Consider the following 18,502-nt stretch of genomic DNA (forward strand, 5'->3'; position numbering starts at 1 on the left):
ATGTGATGGCAACTAAAAAAATAGAAATCGTAGTATCTCCAAGACCTGCACACTTTGTAGGCGATGGATTCAGGGTTCACAATTTTATTCCGGGAGTACCTGGATTAGAAATGAAAAGAATGGATCCGTTTATTATGCTTGATTACAATTCAAAATTTCATTTCAATGGTTCTGACAGACCAAGAGGTGTGGGTGTTCACCCACACAGAGGTTTTGAAACAGTAACAATAGCGTATAGCGGAAGAGTAGAACACCATGACAGTGCTGGCGGCGGCGGCGTTATCGGAGAAGGTGATGTTCAATGGATGACCGCGGCAAAAGGAGTTCTTCATAAAGAGTACCATGAAACAGCATGGGCAAAAGAAGGAGGAATTTTTCAGATGGTTCAGCTTTGGGTGAATCTTCCGGCAAAAGATAAAATGAGCTGCCCGAAATATCAGGCTATTGAAAACTCTTCAATGGAAAGAGTAGATTTAGGTGAAAATGGTTTAGTGGAAGTCATTGCCGGTGAATATGACGGTCATAAAGGTCCTGCAAGTACTTTTACTCCGGTTCATATGATGAATGCCAAACTTAAAGCAGGTGGAAAAGCAGATTTTAATTTCCCGGCTCATTTCAATACTGCAGCTTTGGTTATTGAAGGAAGCATTATAATCAATGGTGAAGAAACAGTGAAAGCTGATCATTTTGCATTATTTAAAAATGAAGGTGAAACTTTCACAATTGAAGCAAAAGAAGATGCTGTTGTTTTGATCATCAGTGGTGAACCTATCAGTGAACCTATCTTTCCTCACGGTCCTTTTGTAATGAATTCCAGAGAGGAAATCATGCAGGCTTTTGAGGATTTCAATACCGGAAAATTCGGATATCTTGAAGATTAAAAGAATTAAGTTTATCTTAATCTTAGATTATTCCTTTTTTATTAACTTTATATAATGGCAAACCTTATAGGTTTTGAAAACCTATAAGGTTTAGTTATTGTAACCAATAAGCTTTGCTCTATTACAGGAGCAGGCCCCCTTAATTCAAAAAAAATATGAAACCAGAATTTGAAAATATACCTCTTGTAAAAGCGGAAAAAAGATTTGAAATAGAATTTAACGGACATTACGCATTCATCGATTATCGTGAGACCACACATCAGATTGCTTTGGTACACACTGAAGCAGATCCTGAACTGGCAGGAACAGGTGCTGCAGCTGCCGTAGTAGAGAAAACGCTGAATTATATTGAAGAAAGCGGAAAAAAACTTCTTCCTTTCTGTCCTTACGTCTTCGCTTTTATTAAGAAACATCCTGAATGGAAACGTATCGTGGATGAGAAATTTGAAGGATATGACAAACTTTAAGTTTCCTGTAAAGCCACTCAATTTATTTAATTAACATTTAAAAAAGTATCACATCATCATGTCAAATATTGGACTTATCATTGAAGAAAAAGCAGCAGATATCGGAAATTTTCTGGTAGGAAGGCTTCTTCCTTTCCGTGAAAAAAGAGCTGTTGGGCCTTTCGTTTTTATCGATCATATGGGACCTTCAGAATTAAAGGATTATCAAAATCTTGATGTTCCACCTCATCCGCATATCGGTTTATCTACGTTAACCTATCTGCTGGAAGGATCTATCTTCCACAGAGACAGTATTGGAAGCGCTCTTGAGATAAAGCCGGGTGCTGTGAACTGGATGACTGCCGGAAAAGGAGTTGTACATTCTGAAAGAACCCCTGAATATTTAAGACACACTGATAAAAGACTCCACGGATTCCAGATCTGGGTAGGACTTCCGAAGCATCTTGAACAGTCTGAGCCAACTTTTCATCATATTGAAGCTGATGAGATTCCGGTTTGGGAAGAAGATGGTATTCAGTATAAACTAATTGCAGGAGAAGCATTTGACAGAACATCTCCCGTTCCTGTACACAGCAAGTTATTTTTTATCGAAATAAAAACAAAAGATGCCAAGAAAATAAGCATCGGAAAAGATCTTTACGGAGAAGCAGCGATGTATGTTCTGGACGGAACGGTTACCACTGATGGAAATACTTATGGTTCAAAACAGCTGATGATCGCTAAAGACACCCAGCTTTGTGAGTTTGATATGAGCGAAAACGGAACGGTTTATCTTTTCGGTGGTGAGCCATTCGATGAAGAACGGTTTATATTCTGGAATTTTGTCAACTCTGATAAAGAATTACTTGACCAGGCGAAAGTAAACTGGAATGATCAGAATCATGAGGCATTTCCTTTGGTTCCAGGCGACGAGAATGAATATGTTCCGCTTCCTAAGGCTATTTTAAACAGAAAATAATTTCAGTTCAGACCATGAAAATATTAGCATTTGCAGGAAGTACATCTTCCACTTCTATCAACAGGGAACTGGTAAAGTTTGTTCTGAAAGATTTTCAGGATGAGGAAATCAATTTGATTGACCTCAACGATTTCACCATGCCCGTTTTCTCTGTGGATCTTGAAAAGAAAGGATTTCCGGATGAAGCCCATGGTTTTTTAAAAGCTATTGAAGAATGTGATGTGATCATCTGCTCTCTTGCGGAGCACAACCGTTCTTACAGTTCAGCCTTTAAAAATGTTTTTGACTGGTCTTCAAGGATTAATGTAAAAGTATTTCAGAACAAACCGATGCTTCTCATGAGTACTTCTCCTGGAGGTTATGGCGGAGGAAATGTGATGAATACGGCAAAGACATTTTTCCCTCAGTTTGCAGCAGATATCAAGGATACTTTTTCATTGCCTAAGTTTTATGAAAACTTTGACATGGAAAGCGGAATCATCAATCCGGATATGCTGAATGATCTGAAGAATAAAATACAAAACTTTAAAAATCAGGTTAAAGCGAATGACTAAAGGGAGACTGGAGGCATTCAGTGATGGTGTCCTTGCTATTATTATCACCATTATGGTGCTTGAACTTAAAGTACCTGAGGGAAATAGCTGGGCCAGCCTCACTTCTCTTCTTCCCAAGTTTTTGGCTTATATTTTCAGTTTTATTTATATAGGAATCTACTGGAACAACCATCATCATTTGTTTCAGACGGTAAAAAAAGTAAATGGAAGCATTCTTTGGGCCAATCTTCACCTTTTGTTCTGGCTTTCTCTGATGCCTGTTGCTACGGAATGGATCGGAACTACCGGTTTTGCTAAAAATCCTGTTGCAGTGTATGGTATCGGGCTCATTATGGCGGCAATTGCCTATACTATTCTGGAGCATGTCATTATCCAGTGCGAGGGAGAAGACTCCAAGCTGAAAGAGGCTATCCATTCGAAATATAAAGAATATATCTCTATTATTTTTTATGTTCTTGGCATCGCTACTTCATTTTTTTATCCTTATATTGCCATAGGTTTTTATTATCTAGTGGCTCTTATATGGCTGATTCCAGACAGAAGAATCGAAAAATCATTAAAAGAAAATTGATATGGAAACACACGAATATCCCAACGGTAATATCACCGTTATCTGGCAGCCTCAAAAGTGTATCCACTCGGCTGTATGTGTAAAATTACTTCCAAAAGTCTACAACCCTAAAGAAAGACCTTGGATAAAAGCAGAAAATGCAAGCCCGGAAGAACTTAGAACACAGATAGATCAATGCCCTTCAGGAGCATTAAGTTATAAATTCAATACAGAAAAATAATGGCGGTAACGGTAAAAGCAAGTTTAGGAAAAACAAAATATTATACAGAAGTAACGGCTGGCGAAAATCAGATCATCACTGATGAACCGATTGATAAAGGCGGACAGAACAAAGGTTTTAATCCCATGGAAATTCTGGCGACGTCACTGGCAAGCTGTACAGCTGCTACATTGAGGATGTATATTGAAAGAAAAGAATGGGATGTAGAAAACATCAATGTGGAAGTAGAGCTTGAAAATTTCCCATTAACAAAAAGAGCTGTTTTCAAAAGAGACATCAGCTTTGAAGGTATTCTGGATGATGAGCAGCTGAAAAGACTGCACACCATTGCTGATGCATGCCCTGTTCATAAAATATTAACCAACGATATAGAAATACTAACTAAATTCTCATAACATGATCGAAGTAAAACAAAACAACGACGATAAACACGGAAGTTTTGAAGCTTTCATAGATGGAAGTCGCGCAGGAATGATGACGTATACCTGGGCGGGAGAAGAAAGATTTATTATAGACCACACTGAGGTGGAAGAAGCTTACAACGGAAAAGGTGTAGGCAAAGAAATGCTTCTGGCTGCAGTGGATTTTGCCAGAAAAAACGAGAAGAAGATCATTCCCCTCTGCCCTTTTGCTAAGGCAAGTTTCCAGAAAAGTGAGGAACTTCAGGATGTTTTAGTGAACTAGCCACTGTTTTCCACCCTTACAATACAAACCTTTCAGAGAGATTCTCTGGAAGGTTTTTTATTTATGTAAAATACAGACTGTAAAGCAAAATACTCATCACAATTTGTTTTGAAATCAACAGTATTTCAAATTCATGATTCACGACTGATCTTTTTTATATATTTGCTAAAATTTAAAAATCAAGCATGAATCCAGGAACTATCCTTTTGCTATTTGTTTTCATCTATTTTATTGGCCTTTTGGTGATTTCCTATTTCACCAGCCGGAATTCTGATAACCAGTCATTTTTTATCGGTAACAAAAAGAGTAAATGGTGGCTCGTTGCATTCGGGATGATAGGAACCAGCTTAAGCGGAGTTACTTTTATTTCTGTTCCGGGAACTGTAGGAAAAATGACAGGCTCCGAATATATTTACGGAGGTTTTGAATATTACATGATGGTAATCGGGTTTTTCATCGGATATTTTATCGTTGCAGCCATACTGCTTCCACTTTATTATAAGATGAATCTGACGTCTATTTATACGTATCTGGGGAAAAGATTCAATGTGGAAGCTCATAAAATAGGCTCTATCTTCTTTATTATTTCAAGAGCTATTGGTGCCACAGCAAGATTATATTTGGTAGTCAACGTTTTACAAATATTCTTACTTCAAGGGTTGGGAGTTCCATTTTGGGTAACTTCTCTTGTCCTTTTGCTGATGGTACTTCTGTACACTTTTGAAGGCGGTGTAAAGACGATTGTTATTACAGATACGCTGCAGACTTCTTTTATGATTATCAGCCTTGTAGCATGTATCGTTTATATTTTATCAAACCTTAATTTATCATTTGGAGAAGCATATACTATTCTGGAGCAGAAAAACTATACTCATTTCATCAATTTTGATCCTAATTCCAAGACCTTTTTCCTGAAAACTATTCTGGGCGGAATTTTTATTACCATTGCGATGACAGGGCTGGATCAGGAAATGATGCAGAAAAATATCTCTGTAGATAATCTTAAGAACTCCAAGAAAAACATGCTGACGTTTGCAGGAACACTTCTTATCGTGAACCTTGCCTTCTTATTCCTGGGAGGATTACTTTATCTTTTTGCATTACAGCACGGAGCTGAATATGGAACTCTGAAATCTGAAACTGTGACGAATATTTTCGGATTTAAAGATACTGCAGGAAATATTAAAAATGTAATGGGAGACGACCTTTTCCCGGCTTTATCGCTTCAGGGTTATTTCCCAATGACCATTTCCGTTATTTTCATCATCGGATTGATCTCTGCGTTATTCCCTTCTGCTGATGGTGCTTTAACAGCTGTAACAAGTTCGTATTGTGTAGATTTATTAAATCTTAATGAAGATAAAACCAAAACAGAAAAAGAGAAGAAACGTCTTCGTATGAAAGTACATTTGATTTTTACGGTAGTTTTCTTTATCCTGATCATGGTTTTCAAAGCAATGAATGACAAATCTATTGTTTATCTGATCATGGAAATTGCAGGATATACTTACGGACCGCTTTTAGGCCTTTTTGCTTTTGGAATTTTCACGAAGTTTCAGATTTCCAGAAAATACTCCATTCTTGCGGTAACTATTTTGGCACCTGTACTTACCTATCTGATCAATATGGCTGTTACCACGTATACTGATTACAAAATTGGTGTGGAACTGATTGTTCTTAACGGTCTTCTGACCTTTATTGGCCTGTGGCTGGTAAAAAATAAACAACATTTAAGAGTCGTTTAATCTTTATAAAAAAATAAAAAGGCTGTCCTCAATTGAAGACAGCCTTTTTTATTTTGGTGAATGGATTCTTTATTCTTTAATCCATTTAACTGTTTTCTCTAAGTTCTTAGATTTAACTTTAACCAGATAATCACCTTTAACCAATTGAGACAAGTCAAAAGTACCCACTTTATCATGATTCAATTTATTATTAGCCTGAGTGAATACTAATTTCCCGCTTACATCATATACTGTCATATCATACACTTCATTTGAATTGGTAAATTTAATATTCAGAAGTCCTTTACTTGGATTAGGATACACTACGAATACATCTTTATTTGAAGCTGTTTCGCTCACTCCCAATGTCTGTGTGATCGTAAAGTTAATAGGGTTTATATTGTAAAATACATTCGTCTCTGCTGCCACCATAATTCTAGCCTGCGTAGTTGTTATATTAGGAATGGTAACGGTCTCGGAGCCATCATTTGCAGTAGAGCCTAAGATAAGTGTAGGATATGTAAGACCTCCATCTGTAGAAAGGAAAATATTTACAGTAGCACAATTTACAGGGAAGGCAGTTGTGTTCGCTACATCCCACGTTATGGTCTGAGTAGAATTACCTGCCCAGTTGACAGCTGTAGTAGGTGCAGTTACATTGAACGGCCCTGAATTTCCATCAACAGTAATAATAGCATCATCATTAGTAACTCCTGCACACCCTGCGTTATTATCTCTTACAGTCAGTCTGAACTCCATGGTTCTTGCATAGGATGGTTTAAACTCTCCTTTGGATACTGTACCGCTGATCACATCTGAAAGTTTCGGAAAATATCTGTAAGGTACGGTTACAGGTACATATGATCTGAATATAGCTGCATTTAATGTTGGTGCATTCCAGTCACTTGCCGGGCCTACATCATTCTGTTCCCAGCTGTAAGTAAGTGGATTGTTGTCTATATCTGAAGCAGATCCTTCTAATCTAAACGGTGTACTCTTAGGTATGGTAAAATCACCTCCGGCATTTACAGAAGGAGGAAAATTGTTAGAAGAACTTGTTACCTGACATGATGTAGACTGAACTTTCGCTGTAATAGACTGGAATGATTTGGTATGGAAAGTAGGAATACTGTTCGGAGCTAAATTATTTGTACTTCCACAAATTCCTGCGTAGGCCATAATGGTAACTCCACTTCCGGGTTCTACAGCATTGGCTGCACTACGGTTACCTCCTCCACAACTTCCTGTAGTTGCATTGAAAGTATGTGGACCTCCAAACTGGTGTCCTACTTCATGAGCTACATAATCAATATCGTAAGGATCACCAACAGGGTTTGGAGAACCAGTGATCCCTCTCCCTTTATTGGTTGCATTACAGATTACTCCTAATCCTGCCAATCCACCACCACCTGTACTGAAAGTATGACCGATGTCATAATTAGCATTTCCTATCAGTAAATCAATCTGAGTCTGGCTTTCATTAATTAATGTACCTGCAGCATTATTTCCGTTAAAAGGATCTGTAGCAGCATTGGTAAAAACAACATTGGCTTCATTATCCACCAATACCAATCTTGAAGCAACTTCCTGCTCATACACTCCGTTTACTCTGTTCACAGAAGTTACAATGGCTGAAAGTGTCTGTGCAACAGTAGGTGTTGCAGAACCTGTTGCAGCTACCGCATATTCCCCTGTACAAGCAACAGCCAATCTAAAAACCCTAATTTGAGTTCCTACGCTTGGAGCTGTTGTTTTTTGAGCGTTTTTTTTTCCTAATGAAGTTTCATCCTCATCTTTTACTCCACAAGATCTTGGATTTTTATCAATCAGATCACTTTTCTTATAAATGATATAATTGTTGACATCCAATTTTGCATAAGGGTCAATATAAGTATCACCTGCTACCACAGATTTTATCTGCGCATGGAATCCAAGTTCGGTAAAATCAAGTTTTATAGTAGCATACTTATCATCAATTCCCTGTCCTGTAAAAGTAACAATCTGTGGAAACTGACTTGCCAATCCAAGAGCCATCACCGAAGATTTCCAAATCCTGAATTTCGCTTTCGTACCGTCCGGCATTGGCAGAACAATAATTGGTGCATTATTTTTACGATCGCTGTCTTTCAATTCCGGAACGGAATTAAAATAACTTTTCATTCCAGCCACATCCAATGTATAGGTCAGTGACTTTTCCGGTTGTACGGTTCTGTTTTTAGGATCTGCTTTAATGGACCTCTCATTGATTACTGTAAAAAAGTCCTGCGCTTTCCCTGAGGAAATGGATATGACAAATATCCCCAAATAAAATAATTGTTTAATTTTCATATATAATGGTATGTAATTTTTATTAATTCAAATAACAAGATCAAAAACCGAAAAATAATCAGTTAAATGTTCATAATTCAAATAATATTGAATTATAAAATTAGTTAAATTTATTCAAATAGTATATATTAAAATTCAAAAAAAAATGACATTTAGTAGCAAAAAAGCAACAATCAAGCTACCACAAAGCATTCAACACAATACGTAAATTTTCTTTATTACAATAACTAATTTTATAGACTTTTGTATTTTAATTATCTTTGATCCGAATGATATAAATACATTCAAAAATTCAACAAAATAAAAAGAAACAGAAATCAAAAAACTATGAAAAAAATTATCTCAATCCTCGTATTTTCATTAACATTTGTATGTATGAGTGCCCAGGAAAATTTTGAAGTATCAACATTAAGAATCGGCCCGTTTAAAGTCTTTATGCCCAAAGTTGAAGCTGAAAAAATTGCAGGAACAAAACTTACCAACTCTAATGGGGAGAAAAAAAACCTGGTAAAGTATAATGGAGAGACCATCCAGATTGATCTTTTCGACAATTATATTAATGAAGCCAATCCGAGTGTTCCTTCTATTACTTACATGACAACAACGAGTAAAAAATTTAAGACCAAAAGTGGAATTGGGGTTGGAAGCACCAGAGATGACCTTATCAATGCTTATAGAAATTATTCCAACTTCAGTGTACGTCCGGATTGGGATGACAATAGCAAACCTATCAAAGATTCCGGTTATTTTAATATTGAAGACAGTCAGGCAGGAACGTTGTTAAGCTTTAAATTTGTTAATAATATTGTTACAGAAATTTCCGTTTACCTCAATGAAGGCTGCTAAAAGCGGGAAAATATTCAAATAAATTAAAATCCGGATCTAAAAATCCGGATTTTTGCATTTCCATAAGCCGGTAAAAAATTGTAAATTCGCGTGCAAATAAATCAGATATAATGAGTAAAAGTATTGAAGAGCTAAAATCTCTTACTACGCAGATCAGAAGAGACATTTTAAGAATGGTTCACGCTGTAAATTCAGGACACCCGGGCGGAAGTTTAGGTTGTACAGAATACTTCACAGCCCTTTATGGAAAAGTGATGAACTATAAACTTCCTTTCACAATGGAAGGCAAAAATGAAGATCATTTTTATCTATCAAACGGACACATTTCTCCGGTATTCTACTCTACATTGGCAAGATTCGGTTTCTTCCCCGTTGAAGAGCTGAGCACTTTCAGAAAATTAGATTCAAGATTACAGGGGCATCCAACAACCCATGAAGGTCTTCCGGGAATCAGAGTGGCTTCAGGATCTTTAGGACAAGGTCTTTCTGTAGCTTTAGGTGTAGCTCAGGCTAAGAAATTAGATGGAGACAGCTCTTTGGTATATACTCTACATGGAGACGGAGAATTGCAGGAAGGTCAGAATTGGGAAGCTTTTATGTATGCTTCTGCTAAGAAGGTGGATAACATCATTTCTACCATTGACTATAACGGACAACAAATTGACGGAAGTACAGACAATGTACTTTCATTAGGAAATCTTCATGCAAAACTGGAAGCTTTTGGATGGACTGTTTTGGAAGAGAAAAATGGGAACGACCTTGAAGCAGTAATTGCTATTCTTGAGAAAGCAAAAACAGAAACTGGAAAAGGAAAGCCGGTTGTTATTCTTCTTCATACAGAAATGGGTTACGGAGTTGATTATATGATGGGCTCTCATGCTTGGCACGGTAAAGCTCCTAATGATGAGCAGTTGGAAACAGCATTCAAGCAATTGTACCTAGAAGCTCCGGCTGATTATTAATTATAAATGATAAATTATTATTGATAAATGATGCCTCTAGAACTTTATACTATTATTAATCTGTCATCACTATTTATCAATTATCAAAAACTTTAGTAAAATGAAATATACATATACAGAAAAAAAGGATACTCGTTCAGGATTCGGAGCAGGATTAGCTGAATTAGCTGATAAAAATCCTAATGTTGTAGCACTTTGCGCAGACCTTATCGGTTCTTTGAAAATGGAGAAATTCATTGAAAAGGCTCCGGAAAGATTTTTCCAGATAGGGATTGCAGAAGCTAACATGATGGGAATTGCTGCAGGTCTTAGCATTACAGGAAAAATTCCTTTCACAGGAACTTTCGCTAACTTTTCTACTTCAAGAGTATATGACCAGATTCGTCAGTCTATCGCTTATTCTAACAAAAATGTGAAAATCTGTGCATCTCACGCAGGTCTTACTTTAGGAGAAGATGGAGCTACTCACCAGGTTCTTGAAGATATCGGTATGATGAAGATGCTTCCTGGAATGACGGTAATCAATACTTGTGACTACAACCAGACTAAAGCTGCTACTTTAGCGATTGCAGATTTTGAAGGTCCTGTATATTTAAGATTCGGAAGACCGGTAGTTCCTGTTTTCATTCCGGAAGATATGCCTTTCGAAATCGGAAAAGGAATTATGCTTCAGGAAGGTACTGATGTAACGATTGTTGCAACAGGACACCTGGTATGGGAATCTCTTGTAGCAGCTGATGAGCTTGAGAAAGAAGGTATTTCTTGTGAGGTTATCAACATTCACACTATTAAGCCTCTTGATGAAGAGATCATTTTAAAATCTGTTGAAAAAACAGGTAAGATTGTAACGGCTGAGGAGCACAACTACCTTGGTGGTTTAGGAGAATCTGTTGCAGGTATGCTTGCAAGAAAAAGACCTACAAGACAGGAATTTGTAGCGGTAAATGATACTTTCGGAGAGTCTGCAACCCCTGCAGAACTAATGAAGAAGTATAAAATTGATGCTGCTGCAGTGAAAGAAGCTGTAAAGAGAATTTTAGCTTAAGATAAGCTATTTTTATATAGACAAAATCCGGCGGTTTCTTCGAAACCGCCGGATTTTTTTATTGGTTGATTTGTGAAAATTTGATTATAAATGTATATAACCACTCCGTCAAAAATTCTTTGAATTTTCGCCACCCCTCCAATGGAAGGGAATGGTTATACTTCCACTTTTCATTGTATTAGTTTTTATCCTTCATTGTTATTGTTCCGGCTGATTCAGCGGAATTCCCACGGCAATCAGAACAGGGCATAATATTTCTCTGATATAATGATCCTCTCTTCTGTCTGAAGCTTTTGAACCGGAGAAATAATTGCTGATTCTGTAGTTTTTCACAAACTGATTTCTTTTTTTCCCAATTGAATAATAATGAGTTCCGCTTTCTTTATTAACAAAATAGGTCATTTCATCAAAATTCATGAGCTTTTTAGACAAAAAAAGTCTTCTATAGATACACTTCTCTGATTTATCAAAAATATATTTTACAGGAACTCTGAAAAAAAGATCAAAGAGAAAGTACAGCATATAAATTACCCATATCCCTAATGCAATATTAAACTGGTCCCGCGACATCTTATCCTTAAAGTAGTAAATAACTGCAGGAAGAACAGTCACACCCAATCCCAGCCACCATACCAAAGTACGCAGGAAATTATAGTTGGGCATAAAGCTTATTGCACTTCCGTTTTCCTGAAACTTATAACGGTCTAGGATGTCCATTCTCAGGATTATTAATGTTCATAATATCTTCTGTTTCATTCACCATCTTCTGTATTCCCTTTTGTGTAAGAGCCTGGCCTATTGTAAGCTTCTTTTCTTTACCATCAACTTCAAAATACACAGACAGGATCACATTGGTAGTGATAAACCCCATATACTTTGTTGCCAGCACATGGAAGTTTCTGAAATTCTCTAATGGATAGGTTCTGGCCGGGACAAAAATGGTATGCTTCCCTGTAATCGTCATACGATCCATATCAATAATGAATTTCTTGGTGAAAAAATTAACCAGAATAAGTGCTACCACTGCAATAAGAACATAGCTAAGAGTTCTGACACTATTAAAAAGTAATCCTGCTACGATCAGAAAGAAAATACAAAGTACCATTACAAATACTGGCTGGTTTTTAAAAATATATTGATTTCCTTCTTGTTTATAAAATTTGTAATTGTTCATAATTAATATAATTGTTGTTTAAATTTTGGTTTCTTTCTGATATTATAGAGGTAGTGATTGATAAGAGGCTTCTGAGACAATTATTTTATCGGTCTTCATATGTATTATATATTTAAAGTGTTTTTTTAATTCGACATTCTTTTAATTGCCCCAGGTAGCCATCCAATTCAGATATTCACTCTTATATTTGTTATCATTAAGTCTTACAATAAGATCTTTTAATTCTTCGCTCTCAAACTCATAATCTGAGACCGTGAAAATCAGGAAAATATCTTTGCCTGTGATCTTTGTGAAAAAGTTTTCATTCTTAAGCTTTTCCAGCACTTCAATGCAGGTGGAATATAACTTAGTCTGAAAACCGTCAAACCATTGATCATCGTCATCATGTTTATCCAATTCTGTTCTCAGCTGCGTAGAGATTTCATTGAATTCTTCATCGGCTCCTTTCATTTCATAGGTCCATTCTGCTGGTTCATATTTATAATAAAGAGCATCATCCTCATCTGCAGCTTTCAGTACTTTCATGGTATTGGTTGCAGGGCATACCGTCATTGCTCCTTCATCACTGTATAGTGCAAAGCTGTAAATCTCTTCTGATCCATGCTTTTCATACACTTCTAAAAAAGCTTTCCTGGCAGCATCTTCTATCTGCTGTTTCAAAATTTCAAAATCCATACTTCTTTTCTTTTTTAAAATGGGCGGTAAAATTACCTTTATCCTATCAAATCAGTACATTATATTCTTTATAAGTAGAGCCAAATTCATGATTATAGCTATTCTATTTTTAGAATTTTATGATAATCCAAAGCTTCACAAATACGAATGAACATAAAATCAGAACTTTTTTGTAAAAATTTAAATAGCTTTCTGATCATTTTTCATTCAAAAACCGCTGATTTTCCCCGAATAACATCATTAAAAACATGCAAATACCTTTCAAATAAGCTACTTAACCTTTTATTTTCAGCATCAATCTCACCTATTCCTCCATATTGTACAAAAGAATATATTACTTGATAATAGCCTTTTTTCTTTTGAGATTTTCATCACGGGAATAAACTTTTCTTTATTCTTTTTCAAATTTCAAATATTTCACCAACCCTTCCGATTTATCCCACATTTCATGTGTATTTGTGTACATAAAAAAAACAAGTCACATACACATTATATCCCTTTGAAGTGATGTGATAATTTTTAGTTTTGAAAGCATCAACGTTGACGAAATACATTCTGCATGTTTACATTGTATGTGTACAGTACATGAAAATATGCGAATTATTCATCCCAATGTCAGGGTTTATATGACACAAATGATTTACACAACACAACAAAAAATGATCAACATGAAAAAGTTAATTGGTATGAAGAGTAATTACTCTTCTTTAGAAAACAAAAAAATGAAAAACCTACAGTCTATCAAAGGTGGAGATACTGCAATCAACTATGTTTCTACAAATAAGGGAGAAGTATATGACAAAGAAACCTGGGTAGATCATAAACTTTCATCAACTTTAGAAGTAGGATAAATTTGTCCTTATCTATCATACATTGTAAGGGAGGAATTATTTCCTCCTTTTACAAATAAGCACACTGTATTGAATCAATAAAAACGGATTATAAAATGAGACAAAATTTGATTTTGAAATATATAGGACCATTGTTCATTATTCCTTTTATATTCATTTCCTGTAAAAGTAAAAGCAATAATTATATTTTGTATTACAATAAAGTAAATGAAATTGACAGCATCTATAGAATCGCCAATCATCCAGAAAAAGCAATACAACAATACCGGAAATTATTCCGGAAATATAATCCGAGAAATCAAGATCATATTGAAGAATATGAGACGTATATTAAACTGGCTGATGAACATCAAAAAGATTTCGGAGGAAAGAGAAGTCTTTACAAGCTTATCCCCCTGATTGCTCCTTATGAAGGCTCTCATGAAAAGTATTTTGCATTGTTTCAAAAATATGGGATAGATAGTACTGAAGTAAAACAAAGAATTACAGACTGGAAAAAAGGTTTGAATAGACGATTGGTAGATTCTTTTAGTATTGCTTTTACCCGTGATCAGGCTGAAGGGCGAAAAGATCCTCAGCTCATGGAAAAGAATGACAGAATAAATACAGAGCTGATAAAATGGACTTTTGAAAACTATGGTTATCCTTCAATACAAAAAATAGGACTTATTGGAAATGATGATATATTTATGCCAATGCACCCCTTGTTCAGCCATATGATAGAATCAAAAGAGTATAATTATTTCAAAATGAAAATGCTGGAGTATGTAAAATCCGGAGATTGCATTCCAAGAGATTACGCAAATATGGTAGACAGGCATGATCTCCAAATCGATAAAAAAGAGATGATATATGGTTCTTATCCAAGCTATAAATCTATCATTGATACTGTAAAAGTAAACCGAAACAGGAAAACCATAGGACTACCTCCTTTAAGATATGTATCTAAAATCAAAAACAAATTGTGAAATGATCCTCATTATTTCCAACAACAATGAAAGGACGACCATGATAATCATCAAATGGCTCCTTGCCGCGAAAAAGAAATTTATACGCATCCATGAGGATGAAGTTTTTGAAATTAAAACTGAAAACAAAAAAATCTTTTTAGAAAGTAGCAGAAATTCCTTTTTTTTGGATGAAATTACCAGCGTATGGTACAGAAGAGGCAGATTAAAGATTAAACGTCTGAGATATGACAATGGTGCTGTGAATGCCCATATGAATGAAGTACAGCACTGGCTTGAAGATTATGTAAGAACCAAACTGGAGTCCAAGAAACATATCAATAAAGAAAGTAACAGTGATATTAACAAGTTATTGGTACTGGAAGAAGCTACAAAAGCAGGGTTAGACGTTCCGGAATATTTTTTGGCTGACAATACTGATCAGGTTTCTTTGAATACAACCATTATAAAAACGATTGGAGGAAACCCAATATTGGATGATATTGATATGGATTTAAATGGTATCATGTATACCTCAACGGTACATAAGAGAGAAAAGATGAAGTTCTTTACCACATTCTTTCAGGATAAGATTGATAAAGAATTTGAAATAAGAACATTTTATCTCAATGGAAAGTGCTATTCGATGGCTATTTTTTCTCAAAATGATGAGCAAACCAAGACAGATTTCAGAAAGTATAATTTAGAAAAACCTAATAGAAACATCCCTTACAAACTTAGGATTGACATTGAGAAAAAAATTCATCTTCTAATGAAGACATTAGATCTTAATTGCGGATCACTGGATTTTATCAAAGGAAAGGATGGAAAATTCTATTTTTTAGAAGTCAATACTATCGGACAATTCCTTGGATTGTCTCATACCTGCAACTATTCGTTGGACAAAGAAATAGCTGACTACTTATGAAAATTAAAGTTAAAGAAAAAAATAAGCTTCCGCTTACTTTCCAATATATTGAAAAATTCAATGATCAGAAGCTCAAAAAAAACAATGATATTATTTATGTTTTAGACTGTGAAAAATATCAGACTAACTTCTATATCAGAGAAAAACCAATGAAATCACTGAACCGCCTATTATGAGGTATTTTAATATAAAAACACAAAATAAAGACATTAATTTAACGTATATAACTTCTTTGATTCTTTGCTTATTTCTTTCCGCCTGCAAAAATCGAAATTATATTGATTATTATAATAAAGTATATGCCATTGATAGTACACTTAGAATAAATAAAGATACTCTTGCTACCATCAAACAATATAAAAAATTATTTAAAAAATACCCACCATCACAAAATGACAGAATAGAAGAATACGAAAATTATATTAAATATTCTGATCGATACAGTAAAAATTTCGGAGGGCATAAAGGCTTAGATAAACTGATAACACAGGTAGCACCTTATTGGAAATATAAAAGAGAAGATTCCGCTTTTTTTAAGCTTTATAAAAAATATGGAATTGATAGTATAGCAGTAGAACAAAAGATTGATCAATGGAAAAAAGGGTTAAATAAAACATTAATTGATTCTTTCAGTGTTGCATTTCAAAGAGATCAATACAATGAACGAACTGGATCAATAGTAGAAATTAATGATAGAAAAAATACCAATCTTCTCTTATGGACATTTAAAAATTATGGTTTCCCATCCAAGCAAAAAATTGGCCTAACAGGCAACGATAACAGATTTATGCCTATGGGTGTACTGCTCAATCATATAGCAGGATCTCAGAATTATGAGTATTTTAAGGTGAAGTTATTGGAATATGTAAAGTCTGGTGAATGTACCCCTAGAGAATACATAGACATGGTAGATAAACATCAATATATTAATCATCTTGAAACTATTTATGGGATATTCATCCATTATTCCACACCTGATTTTAGTGCATCAGACTCAGCACGGATAAACAAAAACCGAAGAGCAATTGGATTTCCAAGCCTAAAACAATCTTCAAATATCACCAAAGATTTTCAAAAGAAAATGAAAAATAAAAATTGATACTGATCATTTGCCAAAATATTGAAAAAATATCTTTACCTAACTTATGAAATACTTTAATCTATTCTCAACGATCCTCATCACCAAAGGAGCCAGCAGAATTCTTATTTCGGATCTGCAGAGAAATGTATCTGAACTCTATCCTTTAGAATTGCATGAGATTATTGAAGATCTGAAAAGCCACTCTATTGAGGATATATTGAAGGATTACGATAAAGAATCCAAAGTAATTGTTCAGGAATACATCAATCTCCTGCTGGAAAAAGAATATGGATTTATCACAGAGAATGATTGGGATAGAAATTTCCCTTCTCTTTCTTACGAGCATCACGAGCCCAGTATTATTACCAATGTCTTTATAGAAATGGAAGATATAAAGCTGCTGAAAAAAATAAAACCGTCTATAGAAAACCTGGGAATTAAACATTTGGTTATTTACAGTTTAAAACCATTAACAATAAATGAATTCATAGAAATTGATGATACTTTTAAAACTTCAGTGCTGTCAGGAATAGAAATCTTTTCTCCGTATCATCAGGATACCAATCTATATTTTATACAGGCTCTTCAAAAAAATACAGTCAGAATATACAGTCTCATTTTCTACAATTGTTCGAAACCTCCTTTCAAAGCTAAAGATGAATATAGATTCTCGCTCCATTTTCTTAAAGATGACCTGAAACTCTCTGCCTGTGGAAAAGTGGAACTGAAATATTTCAATACCAATATTTCTAAAGTCATAGAAGCTATGAACCACAACTCCTGCCTGTATAAAAAGATAGGCATTGACAGAAACGGTACTATTAAAAACTGTCCGCTGATGACTGAAAGCTTTGGAAACCTCCATAAAAACAGCCTCGAAGAAGCAATAGCCCAGCCTGATTTCAAAAAATATTGGAATCTGACAAAAGACAAGATAGAAATCTGCAAAGACTGTGAGTTCCGATATGTTTGCACAGACTGCAGGGCGTATACCGAAAATGCAGAAAAAACCAAAGATGGTGTCATTGTATCAAAACCTCTAAAATGCGGCTATAATCCCTATACAGGAACATGGGAAGATTGGACAAAAAATCCTTTAAAGCAAAAAATTTTTCATTCGTTAGCAATCAGTTAGTATTTCTCATCCCCTTATATTCAAAAACGGCTTTTAAATTCTATTTAAAAGCCGTTTGTTATTTTATTGCAAAGTGATTATGTTCTTATTTGAAAAACTTCCATTTCGGGATAATGGCAAGCATTCCGAATCCTGTAAACAGGAAAAGGTTGGTAACATCTGTATACAAGAATGTAGACAGGTAATAATTGTGCATAAAGAAGTGCATTACCAATAAAGCCGGGAACATGATGATTCCTATTTTTCTGTAGAAGAACATCAGTACCAGCCCAAGCATCATCAATACATCAATTGAAAAAATAACATAGAAATACCACCTTGGGATCTCCAGATATTCATGCTGCAGATACTCATCCACATCTATTCCAAGCCCCATTATGGTAAACAACATTAAGGCGGCAAATGCCAGTACAAATCCCCATCCTTTCTTCGGATCTTCGTCAAAATAACTGTATTCTTCCATACCTACAA

At 35.2% G+C, this 18,502-nt stretch carries 23 protein-coding genes; 18 read left to right on the plus strand and 5 right to left on the minus strand.

What is annotated here, in order from left to right:
• Positions 1-5: 5 nt before the first annotated feature.
• The 9 genes from AC57AW_RS02340 (at position 6) to AC57AW_RS02380 (ending at position 6,080) form a co-directional block, all read left to right on the plus strand.
• Positions 6-881 (plus strand): pirin family protein, encoded by an 876-nt coding sequence (locus tag AC57AW_RS02340; protein WP_496350695.1) that lies wholly within the window; start codon positions 6-8, stop codon positions 879-881.
• 155 nt (positions 882-1,036) lie between these two features.
• Positions 1,037-1,348 (plus strand): GNAT family N-acetyltransferase, encoded by a 312-nt coding sequence (locus tag AC57AW_RS02345; RefSeq protein ID WP_149388378.1) that lies wholly within the window; start codon positions 1,037-1,039, stop codon positions 1,346-1,348.
• A 58-nt stretch (positions 1,349-1,406) separates the two neighbouring features.
• The gene (locus tag AC57AW_RS02350; RefSeq protein ID WP_496350696.1) at positions 1,407-2,306 is read left to right on the plus strand and encodes a pirin family protein; all 900 of its coding nucleotides are present in this window, start codon (positions 1,407-1,409) and stop codon (positions 2,304-2,306) included.
• A gap of 14 nt (positions 2,307-2,320) precedes the next feature.
• Complete coding sequence (locus AC57AW_RS02355; protein ID WP_496350697.1) at positions 2,321-2,860, plus strand: NADPH-dependent FMN reductase; 540 nt, start codon at positions 2,321-2,323, stop codon at positions 2,858-2,860.
• Positions 2,853-3,431 carry a TMEM175 family protein gene (locus AC57AW_RS02360; protein WP_496350698.1) on the plus strand — a complete coding sequence of 193 codons (579 nt, stop codon included), beginning with the start codon at positions 2,853-2,855 and terminating at the stop codon, positions 3,429-3,431. Before AC57AW_RS02355 ends, AC57AW_RS02360 begins: the two co-directional genes overlap by 8 nt.
• A 1-nt stretch (position 3,432) precedes the next feature.
• Complete coding sequence (locus AC57AW_RS02365; protein ID WP_047373661.1) at positions 3,433-3,651, plus strand: (4Fe-4S)-binding protein; 219 nt, start codon at positions 3,433-3,435, stop codon at positions 3,649-3,651.
• Positions 3,651-4,046, plus strand: coding sequence for an OsmC family protein (locus AC57AW_RS02370; RefSeq protein ID WP_306844012.1), 396 nt, complete (start codon positions 3,651-3,653; stop codon positions 4,044-4,046). The genes AC57AW_RS02365 and AC57AW_RS02370 overlap by 1 nt, the downstream gene beginning before the upstream one ends.
• 1 nt (position 4,047) lies before the next feature.
• Positions 4,048-4,335, plus strand: coding sequence for a GNAT family N-acetyltransferase (locus AC57AW_RS02375; protein WP_318848988.1), 288 nt, complete (start codon positions 4,048-4,050; stop codon positions 4,333-4,335).
• Between the two features lie 185 nt (positions 4,336-4,520).
• Positions 4,521-6,080, plus strand: a complete 1,560-nt coding sequence (locus tag AC57AW_RS02380) for a sodium:solute symporter (protein WP_318848987.1) — start codon at positions 4,521-4,523, stop codon at positions 6,078-6,080.
• A 69-nt stretch (positions 6,081-6,149) separates the two neighbouring features.
• On the opposite strand, the gene AC57AW_RS02385 is transcribed toward AC57AW_RS02380, so the two are convergent.
• Positions 6,150-8,387, minus strand: coding sequence for a reprolysin-like metallopeptidase (locus AC57AW_RS02385; protein WP_496350699.1), 2,238 nt, complete (start codon positions 8,385-8,387; stop codon positions 6,150-6,152).
• A gap of 327 nt (positions 8,388-8,714) precedes the next feature.
• Between AC57AW_RS02385 and AC57AW_RS02390 the strand changes: the two genes are divergently transcribed.
• From AC57AW_RS02390 to AC57AW_RS02400, 3 genes are all read left to right on the plus strand, one after another.
• Positions 8,715-9,233, plus strand: a complete 519-nt coding sequence (locus tag AC57AW_RS02390) for a hypothetical protein (RefSeq protein ID WP_496350700.1) — start codon at positions 8,715-8,717, stop codon at positions 9,231-9,233.
• A gap of 107 nt (positions 9,234-9,340) precedes the next feature.
• Positions 9,341-10,195 carry a transketolase gene (locus AC57AW_RS02395; RefSeq protein ID WP_496350865.1) on the plus strand — a complete coding sequence of 285 codons (855 nt, stop codon included), beginning with the start codon at positions 9,341-9,343 and terminating at the stop codon, positions 10,193-10,195.
• Between the two features lie 100 nt (positions 10,196-10,295).
• Positions 10,296-11,240, plus strand: coding sequence for a transketolase family protein (locus tag AC57AW_RS02400; protein ID WP_034697001.1), 945 nt, complete (start codon positions 10,296-10,298; stop codon positions 11,238-11,240).
• A 198-nt stretch (positions 11,241-11,438) separates the two neighbouring features.
• On the opposite strand, the gene AC57AW_RS02405 is transcribed toward AC57AW_RS02400, so the two are convergent.
• The 3 genes from AC57AW_RS02405 to AC57AW_RS02415 all read right to left on the minus strand — a co-directional run bounded on the left by AC57AW_RS02405 (position 11,439) and on the right by AC57AW_RS02415 (position 13,089).
• Complete coding sequence (locus AC57AW_RS02405) at positions 11,439-11,957, minus strand: hypothetical protein (protein ID WP_496350701.1); 519 nt, start codon at positions 11,955-11,957, stop codon at positions 11,439-11,441.
• Positions 11,935-12,414, minus strand: a complete 480-nt coding sequence (locus AC57AW_RS02410) for a hypothetical protein (protein WP_318848982.1) — start codon at positions 12,412-12,414, stop codon at positions 11,935-11,937. Before AC57AW_RS02410 ends, AC57AW_RS02405 begins: the two co-directional genes overlap by 23 nt.
• Positions 12,415-12,555: 141 nt before the next feature.
• Positions 12,556-13,089, minus strand: coding sequence for a DUF4303 domain-containing protein (locus AC57AW_RS02415; RefSeq protein ID WP_496350702.1), 534 nt, complete (start codon positions 13,087-13,089; stop codon positions 12,556-12,558).
• Positions 13,090-13,757: 668 nt separating this feature from the next.
• Between AC57AW_RS02415 and AC57AW_RS02420 the strand changes: the two genes are divergently transcribed.
• The 6 genes from AC57AW_RS02420 to gwsS all read left to right on the plus strand — a co-directional run bounded on the left by AC57AW_RS02420 (position 13,758) and on the right by gwsS (position 18,031).
• Positions 13,758-13,940, plus strand: coding sequence for a grasp-with-spasm system A modified peptide (locus tag AC57AW_RS02420; protein WP_318848980.1), 183 nt, complete (start codon positions 13,758-13,760; stop codon positions 13,938-13,940).
• Between the two features lie 95 nt (positions 13,941-14,035).
• A complete protein-coding gene (locus AC57AW_RS02425; RefSeq protein ID WP_496350703.1) occupies positions 14,036-14,908 on the plus strand; it encodes a hypothetical protein in 873 nt (290 codons plus the stop codon).
• 1 nt (position 14,909) lies between these two features.
• Positions 14,910-15,815: a grasp-with-spasm system ATP-grasp peptide maturase gene (gene gwsG, locus AC57AW_RS02430; RefSeq protein WP_496350704.1), complete on the plus strand. Its 906-nt coding sequence runs from the start codon at positions 14,910-14,912 to the stop codon at positions 15,813-15,815.
• Positions 15,812-15,991, plus strand: a complete 180-nt coding sequence (locus AC57AW_RS02435) for a hypothetical protein (protein ID WP_496350705.1) — start codon at positions 15,812-15,814, stop codon at positions 15,989-15,991. Before gwsG ends, AC57AW_RS02435 begins: the two co-directional genes overlap by 4 nt.
• A complete protein-coding gene (locus AC57AW_RS02440; RefSeq protein WP_496350706.1) occupies positions 15,988-16,914 on the plus strand; it encodes a hypothetical protein in 927 nt (308 codons plus the stop codon). The genes AC57AW_RS02435 and AC57AW_RS02440 overlap by 4 nt, the downstream gene beginning before the upstream one ends.
• 46 nt (positions 16,915-16,960) lie before the next feature.
• On the plus strand, positions 16,961-18,031 hold the full coding sequence (gwsS, locus tag AC57AW_RS02445) for a grasp-with-spasm system SPASM domain peptide maturase (RefSeq protein ID WP_496350707.1): 1,071 nt from the start codon (positions 16,961-16,963) through the stop codon (positions 18,029-18,031).
• A gap of 85 nt (positions 18,032-18,116) precedes the next feature.
• Here gwsS and AC57AW_RS02450 read toward each other — a convergent pair whose 3' ends face one another.
• Positions 18,117-18,494, minus strand: coding sequence for a hypothetical protein (locus tag AC57AW_RS02450; protein ID WP_318848975.1), 378 nt, complete (start codon positions 18,492-18,494; stop codon positions 18,117-18,119).
• Between the last annotated feature and the right edge of the window lie 8 nt (positions 18,495-18,502).

Source organism: Chryseobacterium sp. BGA-UO-ETr-SB22, assembly GCF_059567885.1.

Coding starts and splice junctions, on each gene's coding strand:
- AC57AW_RS02340 (WP_496350695.1), top strand. CDS start 6: ATGGCAACTAAAAAAATAGAAATCGTAGTATCTCCAAGACCTGCACAC.
- AC57AW_RS02345 (WP_149388378.1), top strand. CDS start 1,037: ATGAAACCAGAATTTGAAAATATACCTCTTGTAAAAGCGGAAAAAAGA.
- AC57AW_RS02350 (WP_496350696.1), top strand. CDS start 1,407: ATGTCAAATATTGGACTTATCATTGAAGAAAAAGCAGCAGATATCGGA.
- AC57AW_RS02355 (WP_496350697.1), top strand. CDS start 2,321: ATGAAAATATTAGCATTTGCAGGAAGTACATCTTCCACTTCTATCAAC.
- AC57AW_RS02360 (WP_496350698.1), top strand. CDS start 2,853: ATGACTAAAGGGAGACTGGAGGCATTCAGTGATGGTGTCCTTGCTATT.
- AC57AW_RS02365 (WP_047373661.1), top strand. CDS start 3,433: ATGGAAACACACGAATATCCCAACGGTAATATCACCGTTATCTGGCAG.
- AC57AW_RS02370 (WP_306844012.1), top strand. CDS start 3,651: ATGGCGGTAACGGTAAAAGCAAGTTTAGGAAAAACAAAATATTATACA.
- AC57AW_RS02375 (WP_318848988.1), top strand. CDS start 4,048: ATGATCGAAGTAAAACAAAACAACGACGATAAACACGGAAGTTTTGAA.
- AC57AW_RS02380 (WP_318848987.1), top strand. CDS start 4,521: ATGAATCCAGGAACTATCCTTTTGCTATTTGTTTTCATCTATTTTATT.
- AC57AW_RS02385 (WP_496350699.1), bottom strand. CDS start 8,387: ATGAAAATTAAACAATTATTTTATTTGGGGATATTTGTCATATCCATT.
- AC57AW_RS02390 (WP_496350700.1), top strand. CDS start 8,715: ATGAAAAAAATTATCTCAATCCTCGTATTTTCATTAACATTTGTATGT.
- AC57AW_RS02400 (WP_034697001.1), top strand. CDS start 10,296: ATGAAATATACATATACAGAAAAAAAGGATACTCGTTCAGGATTCGGA.
- AC57AW_RS02405 (WP_496350701.1), bottom strand. CDS start 11,957: ATGGACATCCTAGACCGTTATAAGTTTCAGGAAAACGGAAGTGCAATA.
- AC57AW_RS02410 (WP_318848982.1), bottom strand. CDS start 12,414: ATGAACAATTACAAATTTTATAAACAAGAAGGAAATCAATATATTTTT.
- AC57AW_RS02415 (WP_496350702.1), bottom strand. CDS start 13,089: ATGGATTTTGAAATTTTGAAACAGCAGATAGAAGATGCTGCCAGGAAA.
- AC57AW_RS02420 (WP_318848980.1), top strand. CDS start 13,758: ATGAAAAAGTTAATTGGTATGAAGAGTAATTACTCTTCTTTAGAAAAC.
- AC57AW_RS02425 (WP_496350703.1), top strand. CDS start 14,036: ATGAGACAAAATTTGATTTTGAAATATATAGGACCATTGTTCATTATT.
- gwsG (WP_496350704.1), top strand. CDS start 14,910: ATGATCCTCATTATTTCCAACAACAATGAAAGGACGACCATGATAATC.
- AC57AW_RS02435 (WP_496350705.1), top strand. CDS start 15,812: ATGAAAATTAAAGTTAAAGAAAAAAATAAGCTTCCGCTTACTTTCCAA.
- AC57AW_RS02440 (WP_496350706.1), top strand. CDS start 15,988: ATGAGGTATTTTAATATAAAAACACAAAATAAAGACATTAATTTAACG.
- gwsS (WP_496350707.1), top strand. CDS start 16,961: ATGAAATACTTTAATCTATTCTCAACGATCCTCATCACCAAAGGAGCC.
- AC57AW_RS02450 (WP_318848975.1), bottom strand. CDS start 18,494: ATGGAAGAATACAGTTATTTTGACGAAGATCCGAAGAAAGGATGGGGA.